Origin of the sequence: Halosimplex halobium (genome assembly GCF_051414055.1) — an archaeon.
GTDB lineage: Archaea > Halobacteriota > Halobacteria > Halobacteriales > Haloarculaceae > Halosimplex > Halosimplex halobium.
Genome location: NZ_JBLKNX010000004.1, coordinates 295,424 through 321,736 on the forward strand (window position 1 = coordinate 295,424; position 26,313 = coordinate 321,736).

Consider the following 26,313-nt stretch of genomic DNA (forward strand, 5'->3'; position numbering starts at 1 on the left):
CGATGTAACGACGCCGTCGTCACCGGTCGACGTATCGTACGCCAGTCGCTCCCACACTCCTTGTCACGGTGGCCCCGGCGGCGGCGACCTCGCATGTCGCTCCCACTCCCGCGGGCGTCGCGGCCGCCGGACGACTCCCGCCGAACGTCACACCGATTAGTCGCGAGCGAGACATCGACACAAATGGACTCAGACGACGCGGCGCTGCGGGAGCAGTTGCGGGTGTTCGGGCTCTCGGACAACGAGATCGACACGTACTTCGCGCTGCTGGAGCTCGGGGAGGCGACGACCAGCGCGGTCGCCGACGAGGCGGGCGTCACCCAGCGGACGGTGTACAACATCGCCGAGCGACTCGAGGGGCGGGGGCTCGTGCGGGTCAACGACCACGTCTCGCCGACGACGGTCCGGGCGCTCCCGCCGCGGGAGGCCATGGCCGACATCTCCGGGCGCATCGACGCGATGACCCCCGCGCTGGAGGAACGGTTCACCGAGACCGAGCCCCGCACCTCGGAGATCGAGATGGCCAAGTCCCGGCGGAAGGCCCTGAAGAACCTCCGTGAGGACATCGAGAGCGCGGCGTCGGAGGTGCTGGTCTCGGTGCCGGCGGACGTGGTCCCGGAGGTCGAGTCGGAACTGCGCGCGGCCCGCGAGCGCGGGGCGCTCGTGCTCCTGCTGGTCGGCGAGGTCGACGACTTCGACGAGGCGGCCGACCGGTACGCGGACCTGGCGACGGCCGTCCGCTGCTGGGGCGGCGAGATGGCCTTCGCCTACGCCGCCGACGACGAGCGGGCGATGATCGGCAGCCCGGAGGTGTTCGACGGCGCCTACTTCGAGGAGGGGGTCGTCTGGGTCTCCGAGTGGGGGCTGACGGGCGCGGTCATCGCCACGTTCCTCGGCGCCTACTGGCCGTTCCCGCGGGAGGTCTCGGTCGCCGACCCGCCCGAACTCCCGGCGACCTTCGAGTGGTTCCGGGCCGCGACGTTCGCCGCGGCCAGCCACCGCGAGACCGGCGCCGAGTTGCGCGCCGAGGTCGAAACCGAGAGCGGCGACCGGGTCGCGGGCCGCGTCCGCGAGGTGCGCCAGGCGCTGGTCGACCCCGTCACCAGCGAGTTCACGCTGGAGAACAGCCTCGTCGTCGAGGCCGACGACGGGCCGGTCAGCGTCGGCGCACCCGGCGGCTTCCTCGAAGACTACCGCGGGACGAGCGTCGTACTCCGGCCGGTCGAGGAGTGAGAGCGCGGCAGAACGCGTATCGTCGTCGGACGGCTACTCGCCGGCGACGGCCTCGACGGCGGCCATCGCCTCTTTCCCGTCGGCGTCCTCGCCGAGCCACTCGTCGGCCCACGACTCGATGGCGTCGAACACCGGACAGAGCGACTCCCCCTTCGCGGTCAGCGAGTAGAACGTCGCGACCGGGGCGTCTTCCTCGAGTCGGCGGTCGACCAGGTCCAGTTCCTGCAGGTCGTCGAGCACTCGTGAAAGCGTGCGCGAGCTCGCGCCGGTCGACCGTTTCAGTTCGTTGAACCGCTTCTCGCCCTCCTGGAGGTCGTACAGCACCACCAGCCGCCACTGCGAGCCGATCTGTTCGAGCGAGTCGACTACCGGACAGGCCTCGGGGTTGGCCGCCTCCGCGTTCGCGTTGGTCGCCATGTACCTCGCCATACTGCACCCACCTACTTAGGTAGTTCGTTCACGAACCCGGTAACACCACGCTACCAGATTCCCTGCCGAAACTCGCCGGCCGTCGCGGCCACCAGCCGCTGTTCGCTGCCGGTTACGCCCGGGAGTCACGTCGAGCACAGCCGGTAACATCGGCGTCTCCCGGTGACACGAGTGTCAGATAACGTATATTTGTGTGGGGGTCGTACGTGGTTTCGATGTCAGAGACGCTCGGTCACGACGGTAGCACGGACGACGAACAGGCTGTGGTTCGAACGGAGGTGACGGCCTGATGGCCGTCGAGTCGGCCGCGGGCGAGGTGGTCTTCCTGCTCGCGCGGGTCCTGTTCGGCGGCGTCCTCGCGTTCATGGGCCTCAACCACTTCTCGGGTGTCGAGCAAATGAGCGGCTACGCGGAGATGAAGGGTATCCCGGCGCCGGCGTTCTCGGTGGTGGCGTCCGGCGTCGTGCTCGTCCTCGGCGGGCTCGGGATCGTCCTCGGCGTCGCTCCCGTACTGGCGGCCGGCGCGCTCGCGACCTTCCTGCTGGTCTCGGCGGTGACGATGCACGACTTCTGGGCGGTCCCCGACGACCAGACCCAGGACGAGATGACGGGCTTCCTGAAGAACGTCGCGCTGGCCGGCGGCGCGCTCGCGCTCCTCGCGCTGGGCGGCCAGGCGTGGCCCTACGCGGTCGGGGTCGGTCTCTTCTGAGGTGATTCGCGGGCGGCTCCGGTTCGGCGGTGACACGGGTCGGTTCGGGATCGGCGAGCGCTCGCCGACCTCTCCGTCACGGCGTCCCCGTCAGCGATCCACGTCGCCCATGATGGGGTCGAGGCTTCCGATGGTGGCGATGAGGTCGGCGACGAACTCGCCGCGGGCGGCCTCCTCCAGCGCGGAGAGATTCGAGAAGGAGGGGCCGCGGATTTTGAAGCGAGCGGGCTTGTCCGTGCCGTCGGCGCGGATGTAGATGCCGAGTTCCCCCTTGGCGGACTCGACGGCGCGGTAGATCTCGGTGTCGGGGTCGGGTCGCAGCGTCCGCGGGACGTTCGCCTGCACGGTGCGCTCGTCCTCGGGCCACCCCTCCAGCAGGTCGACGCACTGTTCGATGATCCGGGCGGACTCCTCTATCTCTCGCAGGCGCACGAGCACGCGCGCGTAGTTGTCCCCGCCGTCCTCGGTGACCACGTCCCAGTCGAGTTCGGGGTAGTAGCCGTACGGGTCGTCCCGGCGCAGGTCGTAGTCGACGCCCGACCCCCGGGCGACGGGGCCGGTACAGCCGTACTCCTTGACTGTCTCGGCCGATAGCTCCCCGGTCTCGACCGTGCGGATCTGGAAGACCTCGTTGCTGGTCAGGAGATCGTGGTACTCGGCGAGCCGCTCGGGCAGGTCGTCGAGAAACTCGCGGATCTCGGCGAAGAAGTCCGCGCGGGGGTCGGGCAGATCCCACGCCACCCCGCCCAGCCGGAAGTAGTTGAACATCAGGCGCTGGCCGGTCAGGTCCTCCAGGATGGACTGGACGCGCTCGCGCTCCTCGATCCCGTACATGAACACGGCGGTGAACTCGCCGATCACGTCCAGCGCGTAGGTGGCGACGGCGAGGAAATGCCCGAGCAGCCGCGAGAGTTCGGCGCTCATCGTCCGTATCACCTGGGCGTACTCGGGCACGTCGATGTCGGCCAGGTCCTCGGCGACGCGGGCGTAGGCCCACTCGTTGCAGAGGCCGGCGCCCGACCAGTCCCACCGGTCCGGGTAGGGCATGATCTGGTGGCGGTAGGTGCCCTGCTGGCACATCTGCTCCTCGCAGCGGTGGATGTAGCCGATGTCGGGAGTCACCTCGGCGACGTACTCGCCGTCGAGCGTGGCGCCGACGCGGAGCACGCCGTGGGTCGCCGGGTGGTGCGGGCCGAGGTTGACGTACATCGTGTCGCCGTCGCGGTGGTCGTCGGCCAGCGGGTTCTCGTGCTCGCGGAAGGTGACGATTTGCGGTTCCTCACCGCTGAAGTCCGGGTCCAGTGGGTGGCCCTGCCAGGTCTCCGGCAGGAGGATCCGCCGCAGGTCCGGGTGGTCGTCGTACTCGATCCCCACGAGGTCGTAGGCCTCCCGCTCGTGCCAGTCGGCGGTCGGGTACACCGGTGCCGCGCTCTCCTGTTCGGGGCGAGCGGCGGGCGTCGGGACGACGACGGACAGTTCCCGGGTGGGGTCGTCGTAGCTCCGGAGGTGGTATATCGACTCGTAGCGGTCGCCGTAGGCCTGGCCGGTGACGCAGGCGCAGTGGTCGAAGCCCGCCCGCTCGCGCAGCGCCGACAGCGCCGCCTGCACGCGGTCGGCCCGGACGACGAGCGCAGGGGCGTTCAGATGCTGTTCGGTGTCGGTGACGGCGTCGTCGGGGACGACCGACAGGGCCGCCTCCAGCGGCGAGTCGGCGTCCGCCGTTGCTGTGACGTTCTCGGCCCGTTCGTCCACCTGTCGCTGTCGCTGGTCCATACGCGCCGTTGGCGCGGTCGGATAATCGCCGTTGGCCCTCACGGGTGGGTGGGATTTAAGTCGGACCGGCGGCACCGATCGGGCGATGCGGTACCTGCGCGTCGCGGTCCACCAGGAACCGGCCGTGCGACACCCGATGCACCAGTTCGTCGTCGAGCGGGAGGGGTACAGCGTCTCGCGGCTGCTGCAGTACAACACGGCGCTGGACGAGGACCCGGCCTTCCTGTTTCACGTCGACGGCGACCCCGACCCCTACGAGCCGGCGCTGCGGGCGACCGAGAGTGTGTCGACCTACGAGATCTCCCGGTGTCCCGACGACACGTTCTACCTCTACGTCCGCGAGTCGATCCCGGAGCACAGCCGGGACTTCGTCGGCGCGCTCACCCAGCCGGGGCTGGTCGGAGTGATGCCCATCGAGTACCGCGCCGACGGGACCGTCCGGCTGACCGCGGTCGGCCCCGCCGAGAAGCTCCAGACCGCCGTCGAGGAGATGCCCGGGGGGATGGACGCCGAGGTGCTGGAGGTCGGCGAGTACGACGCCCGGCGGCTGGACGCCGGGGGCGACCTGACCGACCGGCAGTTCGAGGCCGTCGTCGCGGCGGTCGACTGCGGCTACTACGAGACCCCCCGCGAGGGCAGCGTCGAGGACGTGGGCGACCGCCTCGACTGCGCGCCCGGCACCGCCGCCGAACTGCTGCGCCGGGCCGAGCGCTCGGTCATGCGAAACGTCGTCTCGACGGGACCGTTCTGACGGCGGGGGAGAGTTTTTCCGCCGGGCGGTCGTCCGTTCGTCCATGCGACATCAGCCGCCCGGAGCGCGGGCTCCGGAGTCGCGACGGTGGTACCTCCGCGCGTACGGCAGAGCCGTCGGCGCCGTCCTCCTTGCGCTGTCGGTCCTGTTCGCGGTGTTCCTCGCAGTCGGCCCCGACCCGCTGTGGCCGAACCCGGACGGGTCGCCGTCGGCGATCGCGGCGCGCTACGGATTCGCGGTCGTCGGCCGCCCGTATCTCCCCCAGTTCGTCGACTTCCTCGCCTCGCGGCTGACGAGTCCGCTGGTCGCCGGGCCGCTCCTCGCCGCCGGTACCGTGACGCTCGCGCTGGTCGCCCGCGAGCGCCGGACCTGACGAACGCAACCCCTAACCTGGCGCTGTCCCAACTCCGCCCATGAGCCTGGCCGACCGGGAGTGGCGGCTGATCGCCGAGGAGTCCCGCCCGGGGCCGATGAACATGGCGCTGGACGAGACGGCCGCCGAGACTGCCGCCGAGGAGGGGGTCCGCACCCTCCGGGTCTACCGCTGGGAGCCCAGCACGCTCTCGCTGGGCTACCACCAGGACCCCGCGACGGTCGACTGGGAGTACTGCGAGCGCGAGGGGGTGGCGGTCACCCGCCGGCCGACCGGCGGCGGCGCCATCTACCACGACAGCCACGGCGACATCTCCTACTCCGTGGTCGCGCCGGCCGACGAACTCCCCGGCGACCTCATGGACTCCTACGAGTTGCTCTGCGAACCGCTGTTCGACGCCCTCGACGGGATGGGCGTCGACGCGCACTTCGCCGACGCGGAGCGGCAGGCGGTGTACGAGCCGGCGTGTTACCTCCGGGCGCTGCACCCTGCCCACGACGTGGTCGCCGGCGACGGCCGGAAGATCTCGGGCAACGCCCAGTACCGCCAGAAGGCGGCGGTCGTCCAGCACGGCTCGATCACCTTCGCGCGGACGACCGACCGTCACCTGAACTGTTTCGACGACCCGGACGCCACCGCCGCCGAGTTCGACGAGCGCGTGACGAGCGTCCGCGAGCAGTCGGGGATCGACAGGGACGAGGCCGTCGCGGAGCTGGAGGGGGCGCTCCGGTCGTGGGCCGATGCCCACGAAGGCACGTGGTTGGAGTCGGAACTGTCGCGGGCGCGGGAGCGAGCACGGGAGAAGTACGAGGACGCGGGGTGGACGAAGGACGGCGACGACCCGCTGTGAGGATAGCGGGCGCCGGGGCGCTCGCTCAGCCCTCGAAGCCGTCCTCGAATCGGAAGGTACCGTCCCGCTGGACGACCTCGCCGTCGACCTCGATGTACGAGTCCTCGCTCATGTCGACGATCATGTCCATGTGCATCGCCGAGTCGTTCCCTTCCAGGTCGCTGTCGTCGGGGACGTTCTCGTCGATGGTGCGACCGAGTGCCATGTGGACGGTGTCGCCCATCTTCTCGTCGAACAGCATGTTGTAGGTGAATCGGTCGATATCGCGGTTCATCCCGATGCCCAGTTCGCCCAGTCGCTTCGCGCCGGGGTCGGTGTCCAGCACCGCTGCGAGCACCTCCTCGTTTTTCGCCGCCTCGAACTCGACGACCTCTCCCTCCTCGAAGACGAGGCGCACGTCCTCGACCTCCCGGCCCTGGGCCATCAGGGGCATGTCGAACAGCACCTCGCCGTCGACGCTGTCGGGGACGGGCGCGGTGAACACCTCGCCGCCGGGGAGGTTCTTCTCGGCGTAGTCGTTGACGGGGTTCATCCCCGCGACGGACATGGTCACGTCGGTCGTGTCGCCGGAGACGATCCGGACCTCGTCGGCGCCCTCCAGGATCTCGACCATGTTGGCCTGGAACTCGCGCTGTTCGTCCCAGTCTTTGGTGACGGCGTCGTAGACGAAGTCCTCGTAGGCCTCGGTGCTCATCTCGGCGTCCTGGGCGTTTCCGGGCGCGGGGTACTGCGTGCCGACCCAGCGCTTGTCCATGTAGGCGTCCTGAATCGGCTTCATGAGCTTCGAGTAGGCCGCGTTCTTCTCGGGCGGCACGTCGCCGGTCTCGTTGGTGTTGCGCGCCGACCGGATCGCGATGGCGACGTCGATCTCCTCGACCAGCGCCTGCAGGGCAGCCGGCGGTTCGTCGTAGTCGTCGGGGTCCATCGCACGCATGAACGCCCGTCGCCCGCGACTGGAGCCGCCGAGCGTGACGCTCTGTGCGCCGCGCTCGCCGATGCGCTCCTCCAGCGCGACGACCAGGTCCTCGGCCTCCGGCGACGCCGTGATCAGCACCTCGTCGCCGGCTTCGATCCCGACCGAGTGGTCGACGATGACGTCCGCGTGGTCCTCGACTCGTGGGTCCATACCGGTCGGTCGCCCGGCAGCCAATTAACGGTTCCCCGACGGAGCGGTCCCGTCTCCTTCGAGGGGCCGACCCCGGGGGAGGGGGTCGTTACCCCCGATGTTGAGGGCGGCGACCCAACCGCGGCGAACGCCTACGGCGAGACGATGGAAATCGCAGACGACATCGCCGCGGAGATCGGCGACACACCGCTCGTGTGGCTGGACTCGTTCGCCGACAACCTCGCGGGCAAGGTCGAGTCGTTCAACCCTGCCAGCTCGGTGAAAGACCGCATCGGCGCCGCCATGCTCGACCGCGCCGAGCGGATGGGTCACCTCGACGACGCCGATCTCGTCGTCGAGGCGACCTCCGGCAACACCGGCATCGGGCTGGCGATGGCCTGCGCCGCCCGCGGCTACGACCTCGTGCTGACGATGCCCGAGTCGATGAGCGAGGAGCGGCGCGCGCTGCTGTCGGCCCTCGGAGCGGAGGTCGTGCTCACCCCCGCCGACGGCGGGATGGACGGCGCCATCGAGGCCGCCGACGCCATCGCCGACGAGCGCGACGGCGTCGTCGCCAGCCAGTTCGAGAACATCGCCAACCCCGAGGCCCACCGCTCGACGACCGGCCCGGAGGTCTGGGCGGACACGGACGGCGAGGTCGACGTCTTCGTCGCCGGCGTCGGCACCGGCGGCACGATCACCGGCGTCTCCGAATATTTTGAGGAAGAACGGGCCGCCGACGTGGATTCGGTCGCCGTCGAGCCGGCCGACTCGCCGGTCCTCTCGGGCGGCGAACCCGGGTCGCACTCCATCCAGGGGATCGGCGCGGGCTTCGTCCCCGAGATCCTGCGGACCGAACTCCTGGACGAGGTCCGCGCCGTCGAACACGAGCGGGCGGTCGAGACGACGCGCAAGCTCGCCCGCGAGGAGGGCATCCTGACGGGCGTCTCCGCCGGCGCCGCCCTGGCGGCGGCCGCCGAGGTTGCTCGCGAGCGCCCCGACGACCTGGTGGTCGTCGTCCTCCCCGATACCGGCGAACGGTACCTCTCGACCGATCTCTTCGAACCCGCGAACGTCAGCCACTGGGAAGCCGGCGAGTCCGGCGAGCCCGCACCCGCCGACGACTAGACCTTTCGGCTTTCCGTGTCGGCGTGCGCTGTCGCGTGTTTCATCGCGCGACCGAAGCCGCGCGAGGTCCTCGTGAACTCGTGAGCGAAGGCTCGTCGGAGCGTGCTCCGACGGTGGATGAGCAACGCAGGCGAGCGAAGCGAGCCGAGTAGCGCAGTCGGCTGGGGAGGTGTGTGGCTGGCCCCGGCGCTGTGCGGTCGTGGTCTCCTGGCGGACTGAACGGGCGAGGCCCGCTCGCGCCGACAGTCGCCTGAGCGACCCCTATCCGAGCGAAGCGAGGATATGTCGCTCAGCGACCGCGAGCGGGCCGAGGGCTTTCATCGCGTGCTGTTTCCTGCGGCTGGTCCGACTCAGAGCGAGCGGGCCGAGGGCGTTCAGCGTCCGTCGCCACCGGACGCGACTCGATCCGGCAGGAACTACAGGACGGCGAACTCACACGAACAGCGCTCAGACACGGCCGACGGTCACGAAGAAGGGGACCGTCTCGGTGCGGACGTACTCCTCGTCGCTCATCTGGTCGACCACGTCGCGGCCCATCGCGCGCCACGCCGAGTGCAGGTCGTCGTACTCCCCCTCGGTGGTCGCCCCCGAGAGGATCGTCTCGCGGTCGTCGGCCAGCCCCTCGCCGGTGACCTTCCGGCGGGCGGCCTCGACGGCCGCCTCGGAGTAGGGCGGCGCCACCACCCGCTCGTGGTCGTACCGCCGTGTCGAGACGATGCCGAGGCCGGCCTCCTCGAACACGTCGCGGGCGCCCGCGCCGAGGGTCACGTCGGTCTCGACGCCGTCGAGGAATCGCTCGCGGGCGCGGCGGGCCAGCGGCGGCTCGGCGTCGACCGTCGAGTCGACACTGACGGCGCCGTTGTCCGGCTCGACGGCGGCCACGAGACCCGAGGAGACACGGGCGAACTCCTCGACCGCGCCGACGGGGTCGGGCAGGTTGATGAGCAGCGCCTGGCAGACCACCAGGTCGACGGCGTCCGCGGTGAACGGCAGGCGCGTCGCGTCCGCGCGGACGACGGGCGCGAACTCGCCCGCGACCGAGAGCAGCCGCGGGTCCGCGTCGGCGCCGATCACTTCGGCGCCGCTCTCCTCGGCGAGGACGCGCGTGAGTTCGCCCGTCCCGCAGCCCACGTCGAGGATGCGTTCGCGGCTTCCGAGGTCCAGATCCGACAGGGCCTCGCGGGAGTCGGCCCACATCCCCTCGCGGGTCGTCTCCAGGTAGTCGGCGCTGAACTCTCGCACTGGGCGTTCGTTCGACGCCGCGGCCGCATAGGCGCGTCGGTCGATACTCGGCACCGGTCGCGAGTGAAGCGGTCGATCCGTCCTCCACACTGGGTATCGAAGTCGAACGCCCCCGTCCCGCTCGCTAACTGGAGACGCTACCGCACTCGACAGTGAGCGGTGAACGCCCTCGGCGCGCTCGCGGTCGCTGAGCGACATATCCTCGCGGCCTCCGGCCGCTTCGGATAGCGGTCGCTCAGGCGACTGTCGGCGCGAGCGGGCCTCGCCCGTTCAGTCCGCCGGGAGAACACGCTCTCCCGAGCCCGCGCTCACACGGTCGCGCGGACACCAGGAACAGCACGGCACCGCGACCGCCCCGCACAGCACCGCAGACGGCCACACACCTCCACAGCCGATTCGCTCCTGTCGTCGCTCATCCACCGTCGGAGCACGCTCCGACGAGCCTTCGCTCACGAGTTCACGAGGACCTCGCGCGGTTCCGTCGCGCGCCCGAGAGCGCGCCAACGTCAGAGCAAGCTCTGACGGCCCATCGGAATCGCAAGTGACTCCGAGACGACAGCGCGCGTCAACCGCACCGCAACCGCCTCCGCACCGGCCCTCGCCCGTATCGGCCTCGCCGGACGGCTCAGTCCGTGCCGGCCGTCGACTCGACATCGCGCTCGTAGAGCCAGCCGACCCCGAGCGCGTCCGCGAGCGCCCCGGGGTCGTCGACGTGGGCGGCGACCAGCGACCCGGGCGTGTCGTCGTGCTCGACCTCCTCGGGGTCGGGGACCGTGAACTGCAGCGGCGGCGCGTCGTCGCCGCGGTCGAACTCGATCGTGGCGGTGTCGAACCACCGGTCGACGGGGTCGTGCTCGACGGCGACGCGCTTCACGCCGTCGCGCTCGATCCGCTGCTGGGGCTCGCCGAACAGCGTGTCGTAGGCGACGAGGACGCCGTCGTACGAGCGGTACTCCAGGGTACCGTACCGGAGGTAGCGCGTCGTCGCCCGGACCGCCCCGAACGCGAGGACGACGGCGAGGGGGACCGCTACGAGCCAGGAGGGCGCGAAGACGGCGAGCAGCGCCGCGACGACGTAGCAGAGGACGACGGGGCTGGTCAGGGTGTAGAAGCCACCGCGGTAGAGCGCGTCGGTGACGGCGACCGACCGCGAGGGGCGGACGTGGGCGACCGGTTCGCCGTCGGGTTCGGGGATCGGCGCGGGCTCGATCTCGGTCTCCTTGCTCCCGTAGAGGCGGTAGAAGACCCCCCGTCTGTCCGGGTCGCGCTCGACCTGGATCGTCCGGAGGTCGTAGGCGAGCTTGCCGGCGACGACCAGCGCCAGCACCGCGCCGCTGTCGAGGCCGAACGGGCCGACGACGAACAGGAGCGTCCCGACGCCGAAGACGTACTTGAACGGCGCGAGCGCCACGGACCGCGCCGAGTGGTCGCGGTAGCCGCCAGCGCGGAAGTAGTCGGCCCAGGTCTCGACGCCGCGGGCGGCGAAGACGCCGACGCCGCCGACCAGCAACTGCCCGGTGGTCTCAGTGGTGATCGTCGGGTCCGAGAGCGCGAACACGAGGAACGCGACCCCGAGCTCGATCGGCGCGAGGAGGGCGACGAGCGCGACCAGCGTCGGGACGTTCCGGAGGTAGACCGGCGGGAGCGGTCCCGGGAGGTCGATCCCGCCGCGCTTGGCCTGCAGCGGACCCAGCAGTCGCTGGTCGTCCATCAGGTTGTTCGGGCGCTTGGCCGCGAACGGGACCTTCACAGCCGACCAGAACAGCACGGCCGCGAGTTCGAGGACGAACACGCCGAGGAGGACGGTGGCCGACCACCCGAGCGCGAGGACGCCCACGGGGGCCACCGCGTTCGAGGCGACCACCGCGAGCGGCCCCGGGCGGCCGACGGCGGGGACTCGCATAGCCGACCCTCGGGGCTCGCTCAGTTGAGGGTCACGGTTCCCGGGCAGGTCACTGTCCGCTCGCGGTGACCTGGCCGACTGTCGGACTGCCGGACCGGCTGGCGTAGCGGCAGATGCCCGTCGCTCGAACCGACGGGAACCCTCCTCCGGATCCATTCCGACCCGGTAGTTCAAGACGGATGACGAGAACAGATACACGATGGGAATCGTCAGGGACGACCGACACAGCGACGGTGTCCCGACCGTGGAAGGGACCGGGATTCGCGTCGAGGACATCGCGGAAGCGTACGAACACAGCGGATACGAGCCCGACGAGATCGCGCAGCTCTACCCGGACCTGACGCTCTCCGACGTACATCGGGCGCTCGCGTACTATTACGACCACATCGACGAGTTCCGGTCGGCCACCCCCGGGTCAACTTCGGCGTAACGCGACCACCGTATCGCGACGAGTGAGTCCAGCAGTCAAGCATATGTACAGCGGGCGAAAAGAGCGGACAACGAATGGGAGCGGACGAGCCGGAGTTCGACCGTGGGGTGTCGCTGTGGGAGCAGGCCCGCGAGTACCTGGAGTGGTACCCGACCGCCGACGTGGACGTGCTGGTCGTCGGCGGCGGCGTCCAGGGGCTCGTGCTGCTGGACGAACTCGTCGACCGCGGCTACGCCGCCGCGCTCGTCTCGAACACGCCGCTGGGCGGCGGCCAGACGTTCGACTGGCCGGGCGTGCTCGCGAAGGGGTACCTGAACCCCGACCGCGCCCGCCGCGAGGCCGTCGACGAGCGGTGGCTGCCGTTCGCCGAGGACGCCCGCGTCCCCGTCGAGGGCGGCGAGTGGTACGTCTGCTCGACGGACCACCCGTATCGGCACCTCGTCGACCAGTGGGACGAGGCCGGCTACGAGTACGACGAGCGCGAACTCGCGGATCTCCACGAGATCTACCGCGAGGGGACCGTCTTCGCGAAGGGCAGCGGCGAGCACGTCGCGGCCATCGACGAGTACGTGATCGACCGCGAGGCGCTCGTCGAGGCGCTCGCGGCGGACCACGAACAGCGCATCGTCGTCGGTGACATCACGGCCACGGAGTTCGCGACGGGAGGGTCGTCCGCCCCTGCGCTGGAACGACTCACCGTCGAGACCCACCAGAAGTTGACCCTGCGGGTCGACCCGGACTACGTCGTCGCCGCGACCGGCACGGGCACCCACCGGTTCGTCGACTCGCTGGTCGATCGCGAGTCGTTCCGCGACGCAGGGGGCGACGCCGACGCGGTCCGCGAGTCGCTCGACCCGGTGACCTACCGCAACCAGCTGGTGCTGGCGGTGCGCGGGCCGGCCGAGGACCTCCCGGCGGTCGGCGCCTACCTCCCGCACAAGGGGATGTCAGTCGTCCCGCGGCGGCACCGCCACCGCGGGGCGAACTACGTCACCTGGTACGTCACCAACGACTCCGCCGCCGAGGCGGTCGACCTCGACGAGACCACCGACGAGGCGATGGGCACGCTCGACCCCGAGAAGGTCGAGGTCGGCTACAACAAGCTGTTCGAACTCGTCCCCGCCGTCAAGGACCGCGCCGCCGACGGGGCCGACCTGGAGTTCTACGCCTACGCGACGCTCCAGCAGCGGATCGACGGCGAGGCCGTTCCCCGCGCGGAACCGCTCGACGGGGTCGCCAACGTCGGCGTCGCGCTGCCGTCCTGCGCCGCGGGCGTCTGGCGGGCGACCGACGACGCCGCCGCGTACGTCGCCGACGCCGTCGAGCCGAGCGGTCCGGTCGACGAAATTCCGACCGGCGGCGACCCGCCCTACGGGCAACTCGCTGACGACCGACCGGGCGCTCGCTGGCTGGACTGGAAAGCGCTCGGGGTGCGGTACCCCCGCGTGCAGAACCGGCCCGACGCCGTCGAGCGGTGACCTGTCGCGCCGCCGATCCAGGCCGACGGCCGGTCGACTACCCCTCGATGGTCCACTCGGCGACGACCGATTCCAGGGCCACCCCGTCGACGGCGCGCGCCCCGACCACCAGGTCCCGTTCGTCAAGCGTCCCGACGACGGCCACGCGGTCGCGGACCGTCCCACCGTGGAGGGCGACCGTCTCACCGGCCAGTGTCGTCTCCACCCACCGCTCGTCGGGTAGGCCGAGCCAGTTGTGTACCGTCACGGCCAGTTCCTCGGCGGACCGGGTCCCAGGGGTCACCCGCAGCCTGTCGCCGTCGGCGCCGTCGGTCGGCCGCGCGACGAATCGCGCGAGCCACCGGTCCTCGAAGGTCACGTCGACCGGCTCGTAGTCGAAGGGCTGGACCGACGGGAGCGGCGGCGTTCCGCCGAGGTCGGCGCTCGCACGTTCGACGGCCGCGGCGTAGCCGTTCGCGTCGCCGACCGTCGCGGTCGGCGCGTCGGTCGAGTCGGTCCGGCGCTCCGACCCGGCCGGTCGCTCGTCGCCGTCGCCGGAGAGCAACAGCGCCGACCCCGCTCCACCGACGCCGAGGACGGTAAGGACTTTCAGCACGTCACGTCGTTCGGCGTTCATCAGGCATCACCGCCATTCGCCCAGAACTCGGCGTTGATCGACCCGGTTACGTCGTCGCCGATCTCGGTCTGGGCGAGTCCGAACAACTCCTGGCTCTTTCGGGCAGTCGTCTTCGCGGTGTCGGCCCTGCGCGCGTACTCGTCGGCCTTGCGCTGAGCGCCGGACCACGGGTTCCACACCGCCCCGAGCCACCCGTCGGCGATCGCCTCCCAGTACAGCGACGCGGCCTCGAACGCGAGGGCGTTCATCTGATAGGCCGACTGGAGGTACGCGTCGTACACAAAGATGTCGCCGACGATGTGTTCGTCCCGGTCGAACCTCGCCTGCAGGTTTCGGAGCGTCTTGACGACCGGCAGTCGCGCGTTAGCGTAGGCGTTCTGGAGCGCGTGGACCGACGTCTTCTTCTGTACGTCGCTCTCGACGATCCCGCTGGCCGCGGTGACGGCGAGTCCGACGAAAAAGCTACGCGCTCCCTTGAGGGCTGTCGACGCCGATGCGGAGAACGCGCTCGCCCCGGCCGTCCCGAGCGCGCTCAGGTACTGCCCCCACGCGGACGCGAGCGTCAATCCGCTACTGATGCCACTGTGTAGCAGCGCCGCCGCGTCTGCCCACGTCCGGAGCGTCTCGTCGAGGCCGCTGTACGAGCGGATACCCCGGGCCCGCTGGTCGATCGACTCGGCGTTTTGCAGACACGCCGTCAGCTTCTGGAACGCCTCGCGGTAGGGTCGCGACACCGGATCCATCGACCAGCTAATCGCGTCGCTCATGATGCCCAGCGCCGGTCCGACGAGCGCGCTCGTGTACTGTCCGGAGATGAAGACGACGATCTCCGCAACGTCCCACCCCAGCTGGGTGACCCGGCCGAGTGTCTCGTAGCTCGCCGACGCGTCGCGAACCGTCCGCATCCGCTCGACCTCCCGGTCCCAGTCGATCGCCCACAGCCCCTCCGAGAAGGTGTCGAGCGCGACCACGTCCTTCGTCGTCGTCCGGTCGACCAGCCCGTAGTCGGTCGTCGTCACCGCCACCCGCTCCGGGTTGACCTCCGGGATCGACCGGATCAGGTAGTAGGTCCCGTAGCCGGTGTCGACGACCGTCTTCACGCCCTCCCGGAGCGCGTAGGGCACGTCTCCAGGCGTTGCGGTCACGCTCTCGGTCGGCGTAGGGGCCTCGGTCGGTGTCGGCGACGGCGTCGCCGTGGGTGTCGCGGTCGGCGTGGGTGTCGGACTCGGTGTCGGCGTCGGCGAGGGTGTGGGGCTGGGCGTCGGCGGCAGTTCGTCGCCGAGGGCCACGAGCCCGCGGTTCCCGCTGGCCACGTAGACGACGCCGCCGGCGACCGCGACGGGCGCGGTCGTCCCGCCTACCTCGCGACGCCAGCGGACCGACCCGTCCGAGCGCGCGAACGCTGTGACGACGTCGCCCGCGCCGCCGACGACCACCGCCGACTCGGTGACCGCCACCGCCGTCGCCTCCCCCTCGACCGACCCGGTCCACCGCTCGCTCCCGTCGGCCGGCGACCGGGCGGTGATCCCCTCCACGTCCTGGAGATAGACTGTGTCGTCGGTCACCGCCGGCGACATGTCGAGACTCCCGGACGACCGTTCGAGGCGCCAGCGCTCGCTCCCGTCGTCGGTCGACAGCGCGTAGTAGTAGCTCCCGTCGTCGACGCGCCCGACCGGCACGTACACCGTCCCGTCACCGACCGTCGGCTCCGTGAACATGTACTCGCTGTCCGTCTCGAAGCGCCAGCGCTCGCTCCCGTCAGCGGTCGCCAGCGCGTGGACGTTCCCGCTCTGCGTGCTCACGTAGAGCGCCCCGTCGCCCACCGGGGGCCGCGTCGCGACCCGCTCGTCGAGCGACGCCGTCCACTGCTGTTCCCCGTCGGACGCCGACAGCGCGTAGACGTCCCCGTAGTAGGTCACGACGTAGACGGTGCCGTCGGCGACGGTGACCTGCGGATTCACGCTCCGTCCGGGGTTGACCGCCCACCGTTCGGTCCCGTCCTCGACGGCGAGCGCGCGGACCTGCCCGTTGTTCGGCGCGACGTAGACGGTTCCGTCCGCGACTGCGGGCGCCGTGAATATCGGATCGTCCGGGTCGAACCGCCACCGCTCCGTCCCCTCCCGCAGCGAGACCGCGTACAGAACGTCGTCCCGCGGCACGACGAACGCCGACCCGCCGGCGACGACCGGTTCGGTCTCCAGCTCGGCGCCGACCCCGAAGGTCCAGAGTCGCCCCGGCTCCGTGTCCGGCACCACGGCGTCGGGGGTGTACGCGCTGTTGCGCGCGTCGTAGTGCGGTTGCGGCCACGACGACCCGCTCGTACCCACTTGGCCGGCGTCGTCGCCCGAAACCCCGGCCGCCGGTGGTTCACCGAAACCCTCTCCGTTCACACCGAGTCCTGCGTACAGGACACAATAAACGCTCGTGTGGCGGCACATACTCCGCCACCAACTTCCGCCCGCCGTCGCCGCGATTGCGCGGGACTCCGCTCTCGTCCGCTACTCCCCGTCCCGCAGCTCGTGGACGCGCTCGACGTTCCAGGCGTAGCTCTTGCCGTCCTCGGTCGGCGTCTCCAGCACGAGCGGCACGTCCAGCAGGTCCTCGTGGTTCAGGAACGCGCGCATGCCGTCCTCGCCGATCTCGCCCTCGCCGATGTGGGCGTGTTCGTCCTTGTTCGTCCCGCAGGCGTGTTTCGAGTCGTTGAGGTGGATACACTCCAGGTGCTCCAGCCCGACCACGTCGTCGAACTCGGCGACGGTCTCCGCGACCCCCTCTGGCGTCGAGAGGTCGTAGCCCGCCGCGAACATGTGAGCGGTGTCGAGACACACGTCCAGGTCCTGCTCGGAGCGGGCGAGCACGTCCGCGAGGTGTTCGAAGTCGCCGCCGAGTTTCGTGCCAGAGCCGGCGTCGGACTCGACGAGGACGGTGACGCCCTGGGGAATCTCCAGTTCGTCCAGCGCGCCCGCGGCGTTGTCGAGGCCGCCGTCGACGCCCGCGCCCGTGTGGGCGCCGAGGTGGACGTTGACGTACTCGATGCCGAGCTTGTCGGCGGCGTCGACCTCCTTCTGCATCGAGTCGACGGACTTCTCGCGGAGGTCGTCTTTCGGGGTACAGAGGTTGACGAGATAGGAGGAGTGGATCACCCACGGGCCGAGGTCGTGCTCGTCTGTCAGTTCGCGGAACTGTGCGGCTTCGTCGTCGCCGATCGACGGGTCCTGCCAGACCTGCGGCGAGTGCGAGAAGATCTGGCCGCAGTTGCCGCCGATCTCCAGCTGTTCGTCGACGGCGTTGGGGACGCCGCCCGCGATCGATGTGTGTGCGCCGACACGGGTCATGGCCGACCGCAGGGAGTCGACCGGGATAGTCGTATCGGACCGGCGCGGGCCGGCCGAGACCGCCCCGACAGCCGACCGTCGTCGAGCGCGCCGGCGGTCACACGCCGCCGGCAGTCACACACGCGCCCGCCGACGGCGTCGGACCCCGTAGGCGTACACGAGCGTCAGGAACAGCAGGGTGACCAGCGCCCAGGCGAGCACGCCGACGAGGATCGCCCACAGGAGCATACCCCAACGTAGCCCGTCGCGGCCGATTGTAATGCACCGCTTGACCGGCGTCAGGCAGTCATTGATTCGGGAGTGACTGCAGTTCGGCGGTCGTTACCGCGGGGCCGTCCGAACGGGGCCGGTCAGACGACGTCGCCGCGGACGGACGCGCCCTCCTGGCGCTCGCGGTAGGCGCGGAGGGCGTCGGCGGCCTCCTCGGCGACCTCGGGGTCGGCGCCGAGCATCTCCAGGGCGCCCGAGAGCGTCGGGAGGACGAACTCGCCCTCGCGCAGTTTCCGGAACGCCTCCTCGCTGCGCTGGCCGTCGACCCACAGGCAGGCCCCGCGGGGGTCGAGGATCTGCTCGTAGTCGTCGGTGGCGAGCGCGCCCTCCAGGCGCTGGGTGACGTTGTCGTCGAAGGAGGCGTTGCACACTTCGAGGTGGACGGGTTCGTCGTCGTCGACGAGGTGGGCGGCGAGACACTTCTCGGGGGCGGCGTAGCCGTTGGCGTTGGTGCGGACGTGCTCGGTGTGTTCGGCGGCCCAGTCGGCCCGGACCGTCTCGCCGATCCCGTCGACGCCGAGCGCGAGGTCGTCGGGGTCGACCTCGCTGTCGTCGCCGCCGACGAGGATGTCCTTGGTGAGATAGATGTCGAGGCGCTCGACGGGGTCGAGGCCGAGCGTCACGTCGCCGAAGACCCAGATCTCCCGGACGGGGACGGGCATGCGGTCGTCCTCGACGCGGGCGACGAGCTCCTCGACGCGGGCGACGGCCTCCTCGCGCGAGAGGTCGGTCATCGGGCCGGCGTAGCCGCCGGAGGGGGAAAACGGTTTCTCGATGGCCCCGCTCGCGGCGGTGGTATCACAGGTCGATCCCGGAGGCACGGAGTTTTATACGGGTAGTCGGAAATGGGTAGTCGATGCGCCTCCGGACGCGGTTCGTCCTGGCGCTGGCGCTGGTGGCGCTGGTGCTGTCGGCCACGTCGCTGGTCGGGTTCGTCCTCTACCGGGACGCGGTCGTCGGCCAGGAGCGGACCGACCTTGCCCACTCCGCCGAGTCCGTGGCGACACAGCTCGACGCCGTGCTCGCGGAGCGGGAGCGACAGGTCCAGCTGTGGGGGTCGGCGCCGTCGCTGGCCGAGCACGGGTCGCCACAGCAGGCGGCGCGGCTGCGGTCGTTCGTGGGGACCACGGAGTTCAGCGGCGCCTCCGTGATCGCGGCCAACGGGACGATGACGGGGCTGTACTCGGAGGGGCTCTCCGCGGACGCCCGCGAGCGGATCGTCGGGAGCGGGTTCGGCGACCGGACGTACTTCAGGCGGGCGATGGCCGGCGAGACCTACGTCAGCGACCCGGTCAGGGCCGAGACGGGGAACCTCATCGTGACGGTGAGCACGCCGCTACGCGAGGCGGGCGAGACCGTCGGGACGTTCAACGCCGCGTTCCACCTCGACCAGGGGGACCTGGCGTCTATCGTCCGGGCCAACTCCGGGCCGACCCAGGGGGTCCGGATCGCCGCGAACGGGACGACGCTGTACGCGGCCGGGCCGGTCACGGGAACGGACGCGGCCGCGGACGCGGACCTGATCGCGGTCACCGAGCCCGTCCGGGCGACCGGCTGGACGGTCTCGGCGACGACGACGCGGGCCGCCTTCGAGTCGCGGCTGTGGGCTGCCACGGCCGCCCAGGCCGCCGCGTTCGGGCTGGTGTTGCTGTCGGTGGCCGTCTTCGGGGTCTGGATCTACCGGGAGTTCGTCGGCAACATCGAGCGGCTCCGCGACGGGTTCGGAGCGCTGGTCGACGGCGACTACGGCTCGACCGTCTCGCTGACGGGCGCGACGGAGTGGACCGAGCTCGAAGGGGGGTTCAACGACCTGAGCGAGACGCTCGCCCAGCGGCGCACCGAGGTGATCGTCCTCAACCGCGTGCTGCGGCACAACCTCCGCAACGCGATGACTGTCGTCGTCGGTAACGCCGACCGCATCGCCGAGCGGACGGACGACGAGACGACCCGGACGGAGGCCGACCGGATCCGCCGCCGCGGCGAGTCGCTGCTGGAGTTGGCCGACCACGCGCGGGCCGTCGAGTCGTCGCTCGGCGCGCGCCCCGAGGAGACGACTGCCCGACCGGCCGCCGACATCGTCGCGGACGTGGCGGCGACGGTCCACGAGGAGTTCCCCCACGCGGACGTGCGGACGGCGGGCCCCGACGAGCGCGTCTCGGTCCCCAGCGGGGACCTGTTGCTCGTCGTGCTGGACGAACTCGCGCGCAACGCGGTCACGCACAACGACGCCCCGGAGCCGACCGTCGAGATCGACGCGGCCGTCGACGAGGGGACGGTGCGGTTTACCGTCGCCGACGACGGGCCGGGGATGCCCCCCGTCGAACAGCGCGTGCTCACCGAGAGCTTCGTCGAGACGCCGACCCAGCACGGCGCCGGCCTCGGCCTCTGGCTGGTCACCTGGCTGGTCCACTGGGCCGACGGCGAGATCGACGTCGCCGTCGACGACGGCACGACCGTCACCGTCACGGTCCCCCGCGATCCCGGCGACGGCGCGGACGGATCGAGCGACGGGTGAGAGAGCCGAGCGGGGGAGCGACCGGCGGCGGGCGTCCCGACGGGCGGGGAGCGAAACCCTGAGGGCCGTCGCCCCGGTAGGTCGGGGCGATGGACTGCGACAAGTGCGGGTCGGCGGCGGTGATGGGCGCCGCCTACTCGGGGCTGCACCTCTGCGAGGAGCACTTCTGCCGGACCGTCGAGACCCGCGTCCGCCGGCGCGTCCGCGAGGACAACCTGGTCCCGCGCTCCGCGACGCCGGAGGACCCCGAAACGTGGGTGATCGGCCTCTCCGGCGGGAAGGACTCGGTCGTCCTCACCGAGGTCCTCCACGACACCTTCCGCGAGGACCCCCGGATCGAACTCGTCGCCCTCTCGATCCACGAGGGCATCGAGGGCTACCGCGACGAGTCGATCGAGGCCTGCGAGGAACTCACCGCGGACCTCGACCTGCGCCACGAGGTGGTCTCCTACGCCGAGGAGTTCGGCGTCCGGATGGACGACGTGGTCGAGGACGACCCCGAGGGGATGGCCGCCTGCGCCTACTGCGGCGTCTTCCGCCGCGACGTGCTGGAGCGGTACGCCGAGAAGCTCGGCGCCGACAAACTGCTGACCGGCCACAACTTAGACGACGAGGCCCAGACCGCGCTGATGAACGTCTTCGAGGGCGACGTCCAGCAGATGGCGAACCACTACGACGCGTCGCTGGGGCCGTTCCCCGAGGAGGACCGCGACGGGAAGCCGGTCGACCCGCCCGCGGACCCGACCGAGCGGCCGCGGAACCCACAGGACCACCACGTCCCGCGGGCCAAGCCGCTGCGGGACGTGCCCGAGAAGGAGGTGGCGCTGTACGCCCACCTGCGGGACCTGCCCGCCCACATCACCGAGTGTCCCCACGCCGAGGAGGCCTACCGCGGCGAGGTCCAGCAACTGTTGCTCGACATGGAGGACAACCACCCCGGGACGCGCCACTCGGTCATGGCCGGCTACGAGCAGTTCGCGGCGCTGGCCGCGTCGGCGTTCGGCGGGAGCGAAGCCGCCGACTACGGGGAGTGCGACAACTGCGGCGCGCCGACCGGCCGGGACGTGTGTCGGAAGTGCGACCTGCTCGAGGCGCTGGAAGCGGCCTGACCGGATCGATACTCGCTCGCACTTCTCGGGCAGCGCCCGTCTGTCGCCGTCTTCACCGTCAGACACTGTGTGACGGGCGGTGCGCTCCGGCCGTCGGACAGCCGCGGCGAGTCGGACGCGCCGTCACACCGTCGGGGCGGTCGGCGTCGTCACTGGCCGGGCGAAAACAGAAAAGTGGGTCGAGCGGTCCCTGGAAACGGTGGAGGGGTCTCCAGTGGGGTCGACCCGGGAGCCCTAGTCCGGGCGGATGACGTCCAGCCCGTTGTTCTTCTCGAGGTTGTCGCGGCCGCCGTCGGTGTGGCCGTAGTCGGGCTCGCCGCCCGAGCTACCACCGGCACCGCCGCCGGCACCGCCGCCCATGCCGCCGGAGTCGCCGAACTCGGTGTCGACGTTCTGGCTGGCGTCGAAGGTCGATTCGTCCACGTCGTCCACGTCGTCCAGCGCCTGGCGGGACTTGTCGGCCTGCTTCTGGGTCGTCGGACCGAGGACCTGCGCGGACTTGACGCCGGTCATGATGGCCATGACCCGCACCTTGCCCTTGTACTCCTCCTCGATGCGCGCGCCCCAGATGACGTTGGCGCTCGCGTCGAGGCGCTCGGTGATGTTCTGCGCGATGCCCTCGGCCTCCTTCAGCGCGAGGTCCGGGCCGCCCGTGATGTGGACGAGGCCGCCGGTGGCCCCGCGGTAGTCCACGTCCAGCAGCGGGTGGTTCATCGCGTCTTTCACCACTTCCTCGGTCTTGTTCTTGTCCTGGGTCTCGCCGACGAGCATCACCGCGACGCCGCCCTGGTTCATGATGGCGGTCATGTCGGCGTAGTCCAGGTTGATGAGCGAGGGCTGGGTGATCGTCTCCGAGATGCCCTTGACCGTCTCCGCGATGATCTGGTCCATCACGGAGAAGGCCTTGCCGATGGGCAGGTTCGGGACGTAGTCGAGCAGGCGGTTGTTGTCCAGCACGATGATGGAGTCCGCCTCGCTGCGGAGGGTCTCCAGCCCCTGCTCGGCCTTGACCGTGCGGGCGCGCTCGACGTTGAACGGCGTCGACACCATGCCGACGACGATGGCGCCCTGGTCTTTGGCGATGTTCGAGACGACCGGCGCCGCGCCGGTGCCCGTCCCGCCGCCCATGCCGGCGGTGACGAACACCAGGTCCGCGTCGCCCAGCACCTCTTCGATGGTGCCCTGGGCCATCTCGGTGGCGCGCTTGCCCATCTCGGGGTCGCCGCCGGCGCCGAGCCCGTTGGTCAGCGACTTGCCGACGAGGATCTTCGTGTCGGCCTCGATCATCTGCAGGTGCTGCTTGTCGGTGTTGATGGCGACGGTGTCGGCACCGTCGACGCCGATGTTGTACAGGCGGTTGACGGTGTTGTTCCCGGCGCCGCCGCAACCGACGATGACGATCCGGGGGTCGCCGAAGCCGTCGCCCTCCTGCTCGTCCATCTGGTTCTGTTCCTGCTCGTCCCGTTCGAGGGCCTCCTTGACGATATCCTGCATCGTTCAGGCCCTCTGGAAGCTGCGGCGCTTCCGTTTCTCGGACGGGCGCTCCTTGCTCCCGTCCTGCTCGTTCAGTTTCTCGCGGACGGCCGCCCGGATGGCTTCGCTCCGGTTGGGGTACTCCCCCGTTTCGACCATTCGCTCGACCTCTTCGATCTGCTGCTTCGGAATCCGTAGTGTCACACGCTCCATGTTTGATGTTCCCCTTTGGGTAAGACGGCATCCGCGGACGCGGTCGCCCGTTCGTCTTACACGGTGACGTCGAACGCCCATCCGGCGTAATCGCACGATGGCGCGGGTCACACGTCCGCGCCGCGGCCCGTGTAAGACGACCGTCTTACGCAAGAATTACATCCGGGTGCAGGGTTATAAAGGTAACGGCGAGCGTCATACACTTTTCCGTTTACGCCGTTTAACGCTCTGAAAATGGCGTTTGCGGCGTATTCATGGCTGATCGAGTACGTCCGCTGCGGGGGTACGGCGGCCGCAGCTGGGGCAGAAGGCCCAGTCCGACCGGAGCTCGTCCCCGCAGTCGCAGAAGACACGGTGGGACGCCTTCTCCCCGCAGTTCGGACAGTAAACGTGCCCAGCGGAGACGGTTTCGCCGCATTTGGCGCACGAGCGCTCCGCGTCCTCGGGCGCGTTTTCGCCCGCGTCCGCGCCTGTCTTACGACCGGGATCAGCGCCGGACGTGTCGGGGGTGGGCGCCGGTGACGCGTCCGCTTCGGCACTGCTCGCACCGGCGTTTTCGCCGTCGAGAGCGATGTTTACGTTGATGTCCTGCGGCTGACTCGGCGTAAACGCGCCCTCCAGCCGGTCGGCGACGATGGCGTCGACGCGCTCGGCGATGAGGTCGTCGATGGACTCGCTCGTGTCCGACGCCTCCGCGGTCGACGCCGACGCCGTCGACCCGCTCGGCCGCGCGTCCGACGCGTCGCCGAGGTACTCCCGCAGGGCCTCCCGCATGATCTCGCTCTTCGAGGCGTCGAACTCCTCGAGTCGCTCGATGAGGTCGTCGTCCGCGCGGAAGGTTATCTTGCTCATCCGACTCGTCCGATCCGTCGGTACGCGGGTATTTCAATCTTCCCGGAGTGTCTGACGCGTGTCTGTCGCCCGGGGTGTCCGTCGGCGGGCGTGTGGCTGGGTCACTCACCCACCCCCGCGGCGAGTCAAAACGGTTAAGTCCGACACGGCGGCTACCTTCGTGTGCCCGCCCTTAGCTCAGACTGGTAGAGCAGTCGACTGTAGATCGACTTGCCCCCCGTTCAAATCGGGGAGGGCGGATACTTCTCCCGGCACCCCCCTCTCGAGCGCCGCGTCCCTCCCGCGCGACCGGTTCGACTCGCGAGCGGCGCCTGGCGGGCGGCCCCAGTAGCCCGCTCGACCGACCCGCGGGCGGACGGTGGCGGACCGACCGCGGGACGGGCGGACGCCTCCGTGGACCGTTTCGCACACAAGCTCTCCGCTTTTGCGGGTTCGGACCCGAGTCGGCAGAGACTCATGAGCGACCGAGACGACGCCACCGCGGCGTCAGACAGCGACGGCCCGGGCGTGTCCGACAGCGACGATGCGGGGAGCTACGGGGCGAGCCCGACGACGTGGGCCCGGAGCGCGACCGCGACCAGCGGGCGGCGGGCGTCGACACCGAGGAGCCGACGGTCGACACGAACCCCGCGGAACACGGGACGTGGGTGTCGCTGGCGACCGCGCTGCTGGGCGCGTACCTGGTCGCGTCGCCGTGACTGTTCGCGCTGGAGTTCGGCGACACGATGGGGTTCAACAGCGTGGTCGTCGGGGTCACCCTGGCGCTGCTGGGCGGGTACAACTACGCCCGCCGGGCGGGCGAGCGGCTGGGGAGCGTCGCGGCGGCGGGCTTCGTCGGCCTGCTCGGGCTGTGGCTGCTCGTCTCCCCGTGGCTGTTCGAACTCGACCCCGACGCCGCCGTCGCGTGGAACTACGTCGCGACCGGGGTCCTGGCGCTCTACAGCGGCTACGAGGCCCGCGACACGGACGTGGAGACGCCCACCGAGTGACGGGTCGGGGCCGTCGGCCCGGGTCGGACCGAGCGATCCGGGGGATTTTGGCTGACCAGTCCAGAGTTCCCTGGGGTTGGCGTCTGCCAGCCCACCGTGATGTCCCGGCCGCCGGCGCGCAGCCGACCCCCGACCCCTCCACAGGCGCGCCGGCGGACTCCGGGTATCAGGGGCCACACACGCTGTCACTCCCCGGCCGTGTCGGCGCCCATCGCCTGTGTGACGTGTGTGACGGTGACGAGGCCGAGGCCGCCGGCGACGTTCCCGGCGGTGACGACGCCGGTCAGCGCGGCGAGCCTGCCCCACCCGACCGACGCGCCCAGCAGCTGCCCGAGCACGACGTGGAGGACGGAGACGACGACGTGGTCGAACGGGCCGAGCGCGAGCATGAAGCCGACGGCGTAGGCGAGCCACAGCCGGCTCCCGTCGCTCCGGACCGAGACCACGAGGAACGAGAGCAGACTCACGAGCGCGCCGCCGGCGATGCCGCGGGTGAACCAGGCGCGGGGGGTTCGACCGGCGGTCTCCTCGGCGAAGCGCCGGAGCGCCTCGGCGCCGGCCGAAGGGATCGCCCCCTCGACGGCGAACACGAGCGCCAGCAGGCCGCCGCCGAGGAGGTTGAAGACGAACGTGAGCGCCCACAGGCGGAGCAGCGACGGCAGTGCCGAGACGCCGCGCTCGACCGCGGCCGCGGCCGGGTCGGAGAAGTTCTCGTTGAACAGCTCGGTCCGACCGGCGACGAGAAAGACGAGCCCGGGCGCGAAGGCGAGCGCGCCGGCGACCTTGGCGGCGTGGCCGACGACCGGCTCGACGAGCCCCTCGACGATACCCAGCGCGACGATGCCGAACAGGACGGTAAAGCCCGCGATGAAGCTCGTCGAGACGAGTTCGAGCGCCGACTGGTCGAGGCGACGCTCGCCCTCCGCGACGGCCCGGTCGAAGATCTCCCCGGGGTCCAGTTGCTCCGCCACGCGCCCGTTTGGAGCGTCGGGTGGATAAGCCGCCGGCCGGCCATCGAACGGGATCGAGACCCCGACTGGCGTCGGGCGCTCGCGGGCGGGAGCGCGCTGACGCCGGGTAGTCAACGCCCGTCGCCGCCGAGCGTAAAACCCTGGGACCCCAAGCCGGGGTATGGACGAGATCGAACTCGGCCAGGCGACGATCGTCTACGACGACCCCGAGGACGGGACGACCGAGCTGACGGTCGACAACGAGGAGGTCGTCTACGCGCGCGACCACTGGATGCTCCGGTCGGGGAGCGACGACGACGGCAACGACCTGATGAGACAGATCCCCAAAGAGCGGGTCCACTACGTCGAGCGCAACGTCGAACAGTTCGAGGAGGAGGCCTCGACAGTGCGCCACCGGGTGGAGTCGTTCGCCAGCGACGTGCGCGAGAAGCTCCCGGTCGGCGGCGACGGCCAGCGCCGCCACCGCGGGGGCCACGGGGACGACGACGGCCCCACCCGCGTCCCGGTGACCGAGGGGGACGACCGCGAGGGGTCCAACGGGGAGTGAACGGCGGCGCGGGCGAGTC

26 protein-coding genes and 1 tRNA gene are annotated in these 26,313 nt (G+C 70.6%); 14 read left to right on the forward strand and 13 right to left on the reverse strand.

Going from position 1 to position 26,313, the window contains the following annotated elements; translation table 11 throughout:
- The first annotated feature begins 183 nt into the window (after positions 1-183).
- Positions 184-1,233: a TrmB family transcriptional regulator gene (locus ACMGFG_RS06215; RefSeq protein ID WP_436929477.1), complete on the forward strand. Its 1,050-nt coding sequence runs from the start codon at positions 184-186 to the stop codon at positions 1,231-1,233.
- A gap of 33 nt (positions 1,234-1,266) precedes the next feature.
- Here ACMGFG_RS06215 and ACMGFG_RS06220 read toward each other — a convergent pair whose 3' ends face one another.
- Complete coding sequence (locus ACMGFG_RS06220; RefSeq protein WP_135364590.1) at positions 1,267-1,650, reverse strand: winged helix-turn-helix transcriptional regulator; 384 nt, start codon at positions 1,648-1,650, stop codon at positions 1,267-1,269.
- Between the two features lie 301 nt (positions 1,651-1,951).
- On the opposite strand from ACMGFG_RS06220, the gene ACMGFG_RS06225 reads away from it, so the two are divergent.
- Positions 1,952-2,371, forward strand: coding sequence for a DoxX family membrane protein (locus tag ACMGFG_RS06225; RefSeq protein WP_436929478.1), 420 nt, complete (start codon positions 1,952-1,954; stop codon positions 2,369-2,371).
- A 90-nt stretch (positions 2,372-2,461) separates the two neighbouring features.
- Here ACMGFG_RS06225 and ACMGFG_RS06230 read toward each other — a convergent pair whose 3' ends face one another.
- A complete protein-coding gene (locus ACMGFG_RS06230; RefSeq protein ID WP_436929479.1) occupies positions 2,462-4,144 on the reverse strand; it encodes an NADH-quinone oxidoreductase subunit D in 1,683 nt (560 codons plus the stop codon).
- An 85-nt stretch (positions 4,145-4,229) separates the two neighbouring features.
- On the opposite strand from ACMGFG_RS06230, the gene ACMGFG_RS06235 reads away from it, so the two are divergent.
- From ACMGFG_RS06235 to ACMGFG_RS06245, 3 genes are read left to right on the forward strand one after another with little or no spacing between them, the layout of a single operon-like run.
- Positions 4,230-4,895, forward strand: a complete 666-nt coding sequence (locus ACMGFG_RS06235; protein ID WP_436929480.1) for a helix-turn-helix domain-containing protein — start codon at positions 4,230-4,232, stop codon at positions 4,893-4,895.
- Positions 4,896-4,938: 43 nt separating this feature from the next.
- Positions 4,939-5,268: a hypothetical protein gene (locus tag ACMGFG_RS06240; protein ID WP_436929481.1), complete on the forward strand. Its 330-nt coding sequence runs from the start codon at positions 4,939-4,941 to the stop codon at positions 5,266-5,268.
- Positions 5,269-5,308: 40 nt separating this feature from the next.
- Entirely contained in the window at positions 5,309-6,118 is an 810-nt protein-coding gene (locus ACMGFG_RS06245; protein ID WP_436929482.1) for a lipoate--protein ligase family protein, read from the forward strand.
- 25 nt (positions 6,119-6,143) lie between these two features.
- Here the strand turns inward: ACMGFG_RS06245 and ACMGFG_RS06250 are convergent, their stop codons facing one another.
- Positions 6,144-7,244 carry an aminopeptidase gene (locus tag ACMGFG_RS06250; RefSeq protein ID WP_436929483.1) on the reverse strand — a complete coding sequence of 367 codons (1,101 nt, stop codon included), beginning with the start codon at positions 7,242-7,244 and terminating at the stop codon, positions 6,144-6,146.
- Positions 7,245-7,388: 144 nt separating this feature from the next.
- Here ACMGFG_RS06250 and cysK point away from each other — a divergent pair, with 144 nt between their 5' ends.
- Positions 7,389-8,351, forward strand: coding sequence for a cysteine synthase A (cysK, locus tag ACMGFG_RS06255; RefSeq protein ID WP_436929484.1), 963 nt, complete (start codon positions 7,389-7,391; stop codon positions 8,349-8,351).
- Between the two features lie 447 nt (positions 8,352-8,798).
- Here the strand turns inward: cysK and ACMGFG_RS06260 are convergent, their stop codons facing one another.
- On the reverse strand, positions 8,799-9,593 hold the full coding sequence (locus ACMGFG_RS06260; RefSeq protein ID WP_436929485.1) for a class I SAM-dependent methyltransferase: 795 nt from the start codon (positions 9,591-9,593) through the stop codon (positions 8,799-8,801).
- 625 nt (positions 9,594-10,218) lie between these two features.
- Positions 10,219-11,496 (reverse strand): DUF6498-containing protein, encoded by a 1,278-nt coding sequence (locus ACMGFG_RS06265; RefSeq protein ID WP_436929486.1) that lies wholly within the window; start codon positions 11,494-11,496, stop codon positions 10,219-10,221.
- A gap of 199 nt (positions 11,497-11,695) precedes the next feature.
- On the opposite strand from ACMGFG_RS06265, the gene ACMGFG_RS06270 reads away from it, so the two are divergent.
- Positions 11,696-11,926, forward strand: coding sequence for a DUF433 domain-containing protein (locus ACMGFG_RS06270; RefSeq protein WP_436929487.1), 231 nt, complete (start codon positions 11,696-11,698; stop codon positions 11,924-11,926).
- Between the two features lie 74 nt (positions 11,927-12,000).
- Positions 12,001-13,404, forward strand: coding sequence for a hypothetical protein (locus ACMGFG_RS06275; RefSeq protein ID WP_436929488.1), 1,404 nt, complete (start codon positions 12,001-12,003; stop codon positions 13,402-13,404).
- A gap of 37 nt (positions 13,405-13,441) precedes the next feature.
- Here the strand turns inward: ACMGFG_RS06275 and ACMGFG_RS06280 are convergent, their stop codons facing one another.
- From ACMGFG_RS06280 to ACMGFG_RS06295, 4 genes are all read right to left on the reverse strand, one after another.
- Complete coding sequence (locus ACMGFG_RS06280) at positions 13,442-14,020, reverse strand: hypothetical protein (RefSeq protein WP_436929489.1); 579 nt, start codon at positions 14,018-14,020, stop codon at positions 13,442-13,444.
- The gene (locus ACMGFG_RS06285) at positions 14,020-16,410 is read right to left on the reverse strand and encodes an outer membrane protein assembly factor BamB family protein (RefSeq protein WP_436929490.1); all 2,391 of its coding nucleotides are present in this window, start codon (positions 16,408-16,410) and stop codon (positions 14,020-14,022) included. The genes ACMGFG_RS06280 and ACMGFG_RS06285 overlap by 1 nt, the downstream gene beginning before the upstream one ends.
- A 108-nt stretch (positions 16,411-16,518) precedes the next feature.
- Complete coding sequence (locus tag ACMGFG_RS06290; RefSeq protein ID WP_436929491.1) at positions 16,519-17,355, reverse strand: deoxyribonuclease IV; 837 nt, start codon at positions 17,353-17,355, stop codon at positions 16,519-16,521.
- A 350-nt stretch (positions 17,356-17,705) separates the two neighbouring features.
- A complete protein-coding gene (locus tag ACMGFG_RS06295; protein ID WP_436929492.1) occupies positions 17,706-18,359 on the reverse strand; it encodes a DUF7095 family protein in 654 nt (217 codons plus the stop codon).
- Positions 18,360-18,481: 122 nt separating this feature from the next.
- Here ACMGFG_RS06295 and ACMGFG_RS06300 point away from each other — a divergent pair, with 122 nt between their 5' ends.
- Together ACMGFG_RS06300 and ncsA are read left to right on the forward strand one after the other, a co-directional pair.
- Positions 18,482-20,140 carry a sensor histidine kinase gene (locus tag ACMGFG_RS06300; RefSeq protein WP_436929493.1) on the forward strand — a complete coding sequence of 553 codons (1,659 nt, stop codon included), beginning with the start codon at positions 18,482-18,484 and terminating at the stop codon, positions 20,138-20,140.
- Between the two features lie 89 nt (positions 20,141-20,229).
- The gene (gene ncsA / locus ACMGFG_RS06305; RefSeq protein WP_436929494.1) at positions 20,230-21,249 is read left to right on the forward strand and encodes a tRNA 2-thiolation protein NcsA; all 1,020 of its coding nucleotides are present in this window, start codon (positions 20,230-20,232) and stop codon (positions 21,247-21,249) included.
- Between the two features lie 234 nt (positions 21,250-21,483).
- Here the strand turns inward: ncsA and ftsZ are convergent, their stop codons facing one another.
- From ftsZ to ACMGFG_RS06320, 3 genes are all read right to left on the reverse strand, one after another.
- Positions 21,484-22,743, reverse strand: coding sequence for a cell division protein FtsZ (ftsZ, locus tag ACMGFG_RS06310; protein ID WP_436929495.1), 1,260 nt, complete (start codon positions 22,741-22,743; stop codon positions 21,484-21,486).
- Between the two features lie 3 nt (positions 22,744-22,746).
- Complete coding sequence (gene cdrS, locus ACMGFG_RS06315) at positions 22,747-22,935, reverse strand: transcriptional regulator CdrS (protein ID WP_006881776.1); 189 nt, start codon at positions 22,933-22,935, stop codon at positions 22,747-22,749.
- Positions 22,936-23,187: 252 nt separating this feature from the next.
- The gene (locus ACMGFG_RS06320; protein WP_436929496.1) at positions 23,188-23,787 is read right to left on the reverse strand and encodes a double zinc ribbon domain-containing protein; all 600 of its coding nucleotides are present in this window, start codon (positions 23,785-23,787) and stop codon (positions 23,188-23,190) included.
- A gap of 166 nt (positions 23,788-23,953) precedes the next feature.
- Between ACMGFG_RS06320 and ACMGFG_RS06325 the strand changes: the two genes are divergently transcribed.
- The 3 genes from ACMGFG_RS06325 (at position 23,954) to ACMGFG_RS06335 (ending at position 24,776) form a co-directional block, all read left to right on the forward strand.
- Positions 23,954-24,027: transfer RNA gene (locus ACMGFG_RS06325), tRNA-Tyr, on the forward strand.
- A 314-nt stretch (positions 24,028-24,341) separates the two neighbouring features.
- Complete coding sequence (locus ACMGFG_RS06330; RefSeq protein ID WP_436929497.1) at positions 24,342-24,485, forward strand: hypothetical protein; 144 nt, start codon at positions 24,342-24,344, stop codon at positions 24,483-24,485.
- Between the two features lie 9 nt (positions 24,486-24,494).
- Positions 24,495-24,776, forward strand: coding sequence for an SPW repeat domain-containing protein (locus tag ACMGFG_RS06335; RefSeq protein ID WP_436929539.1), 282 nt, complete (start codon positions 24,495-24,497; stop codon positions 24,774-24,776).
- A gap of 185 nt (positions 24,777-24,961) precedes the next feature.
- Here ACMGFG_RS06335 and ACMGFG_RS06340 read toward each other — a convergent pair whose 3' ends face one another.
- Positions 24,962-25,747 (reverse strand): formate/nitrite transporter family protein, encoded by a 786-nt coding sequence (locus ACMGFG_RS06340; protein WP_436929498.1) that lies wholly within the window; start codon positions 25,745-25,747, stop codon positions 24,962-24,964.
- A gap of 160 nt (positions 25,748-25,907) precedes the next feature.
- On the opposite strand from ACMGFG_RS06340, the gene ACMGFG_RS06345 reads away from it, so the two are divergent.
- Positions 25,908-26,294 carry a hypothetical protein gene (locus tag ACMGFG_RS06345; protein WP_436929499.1) on the forward strand — a complete coding sequence of 129 codons (387 nt, stop codon included), beginning with the start codon at positions 25,908-25,910 and terminating at the stop codon, positions 26,292-26,294.
- Positions 26,295-26,313 lie beyond the last annotated feature (19 nt).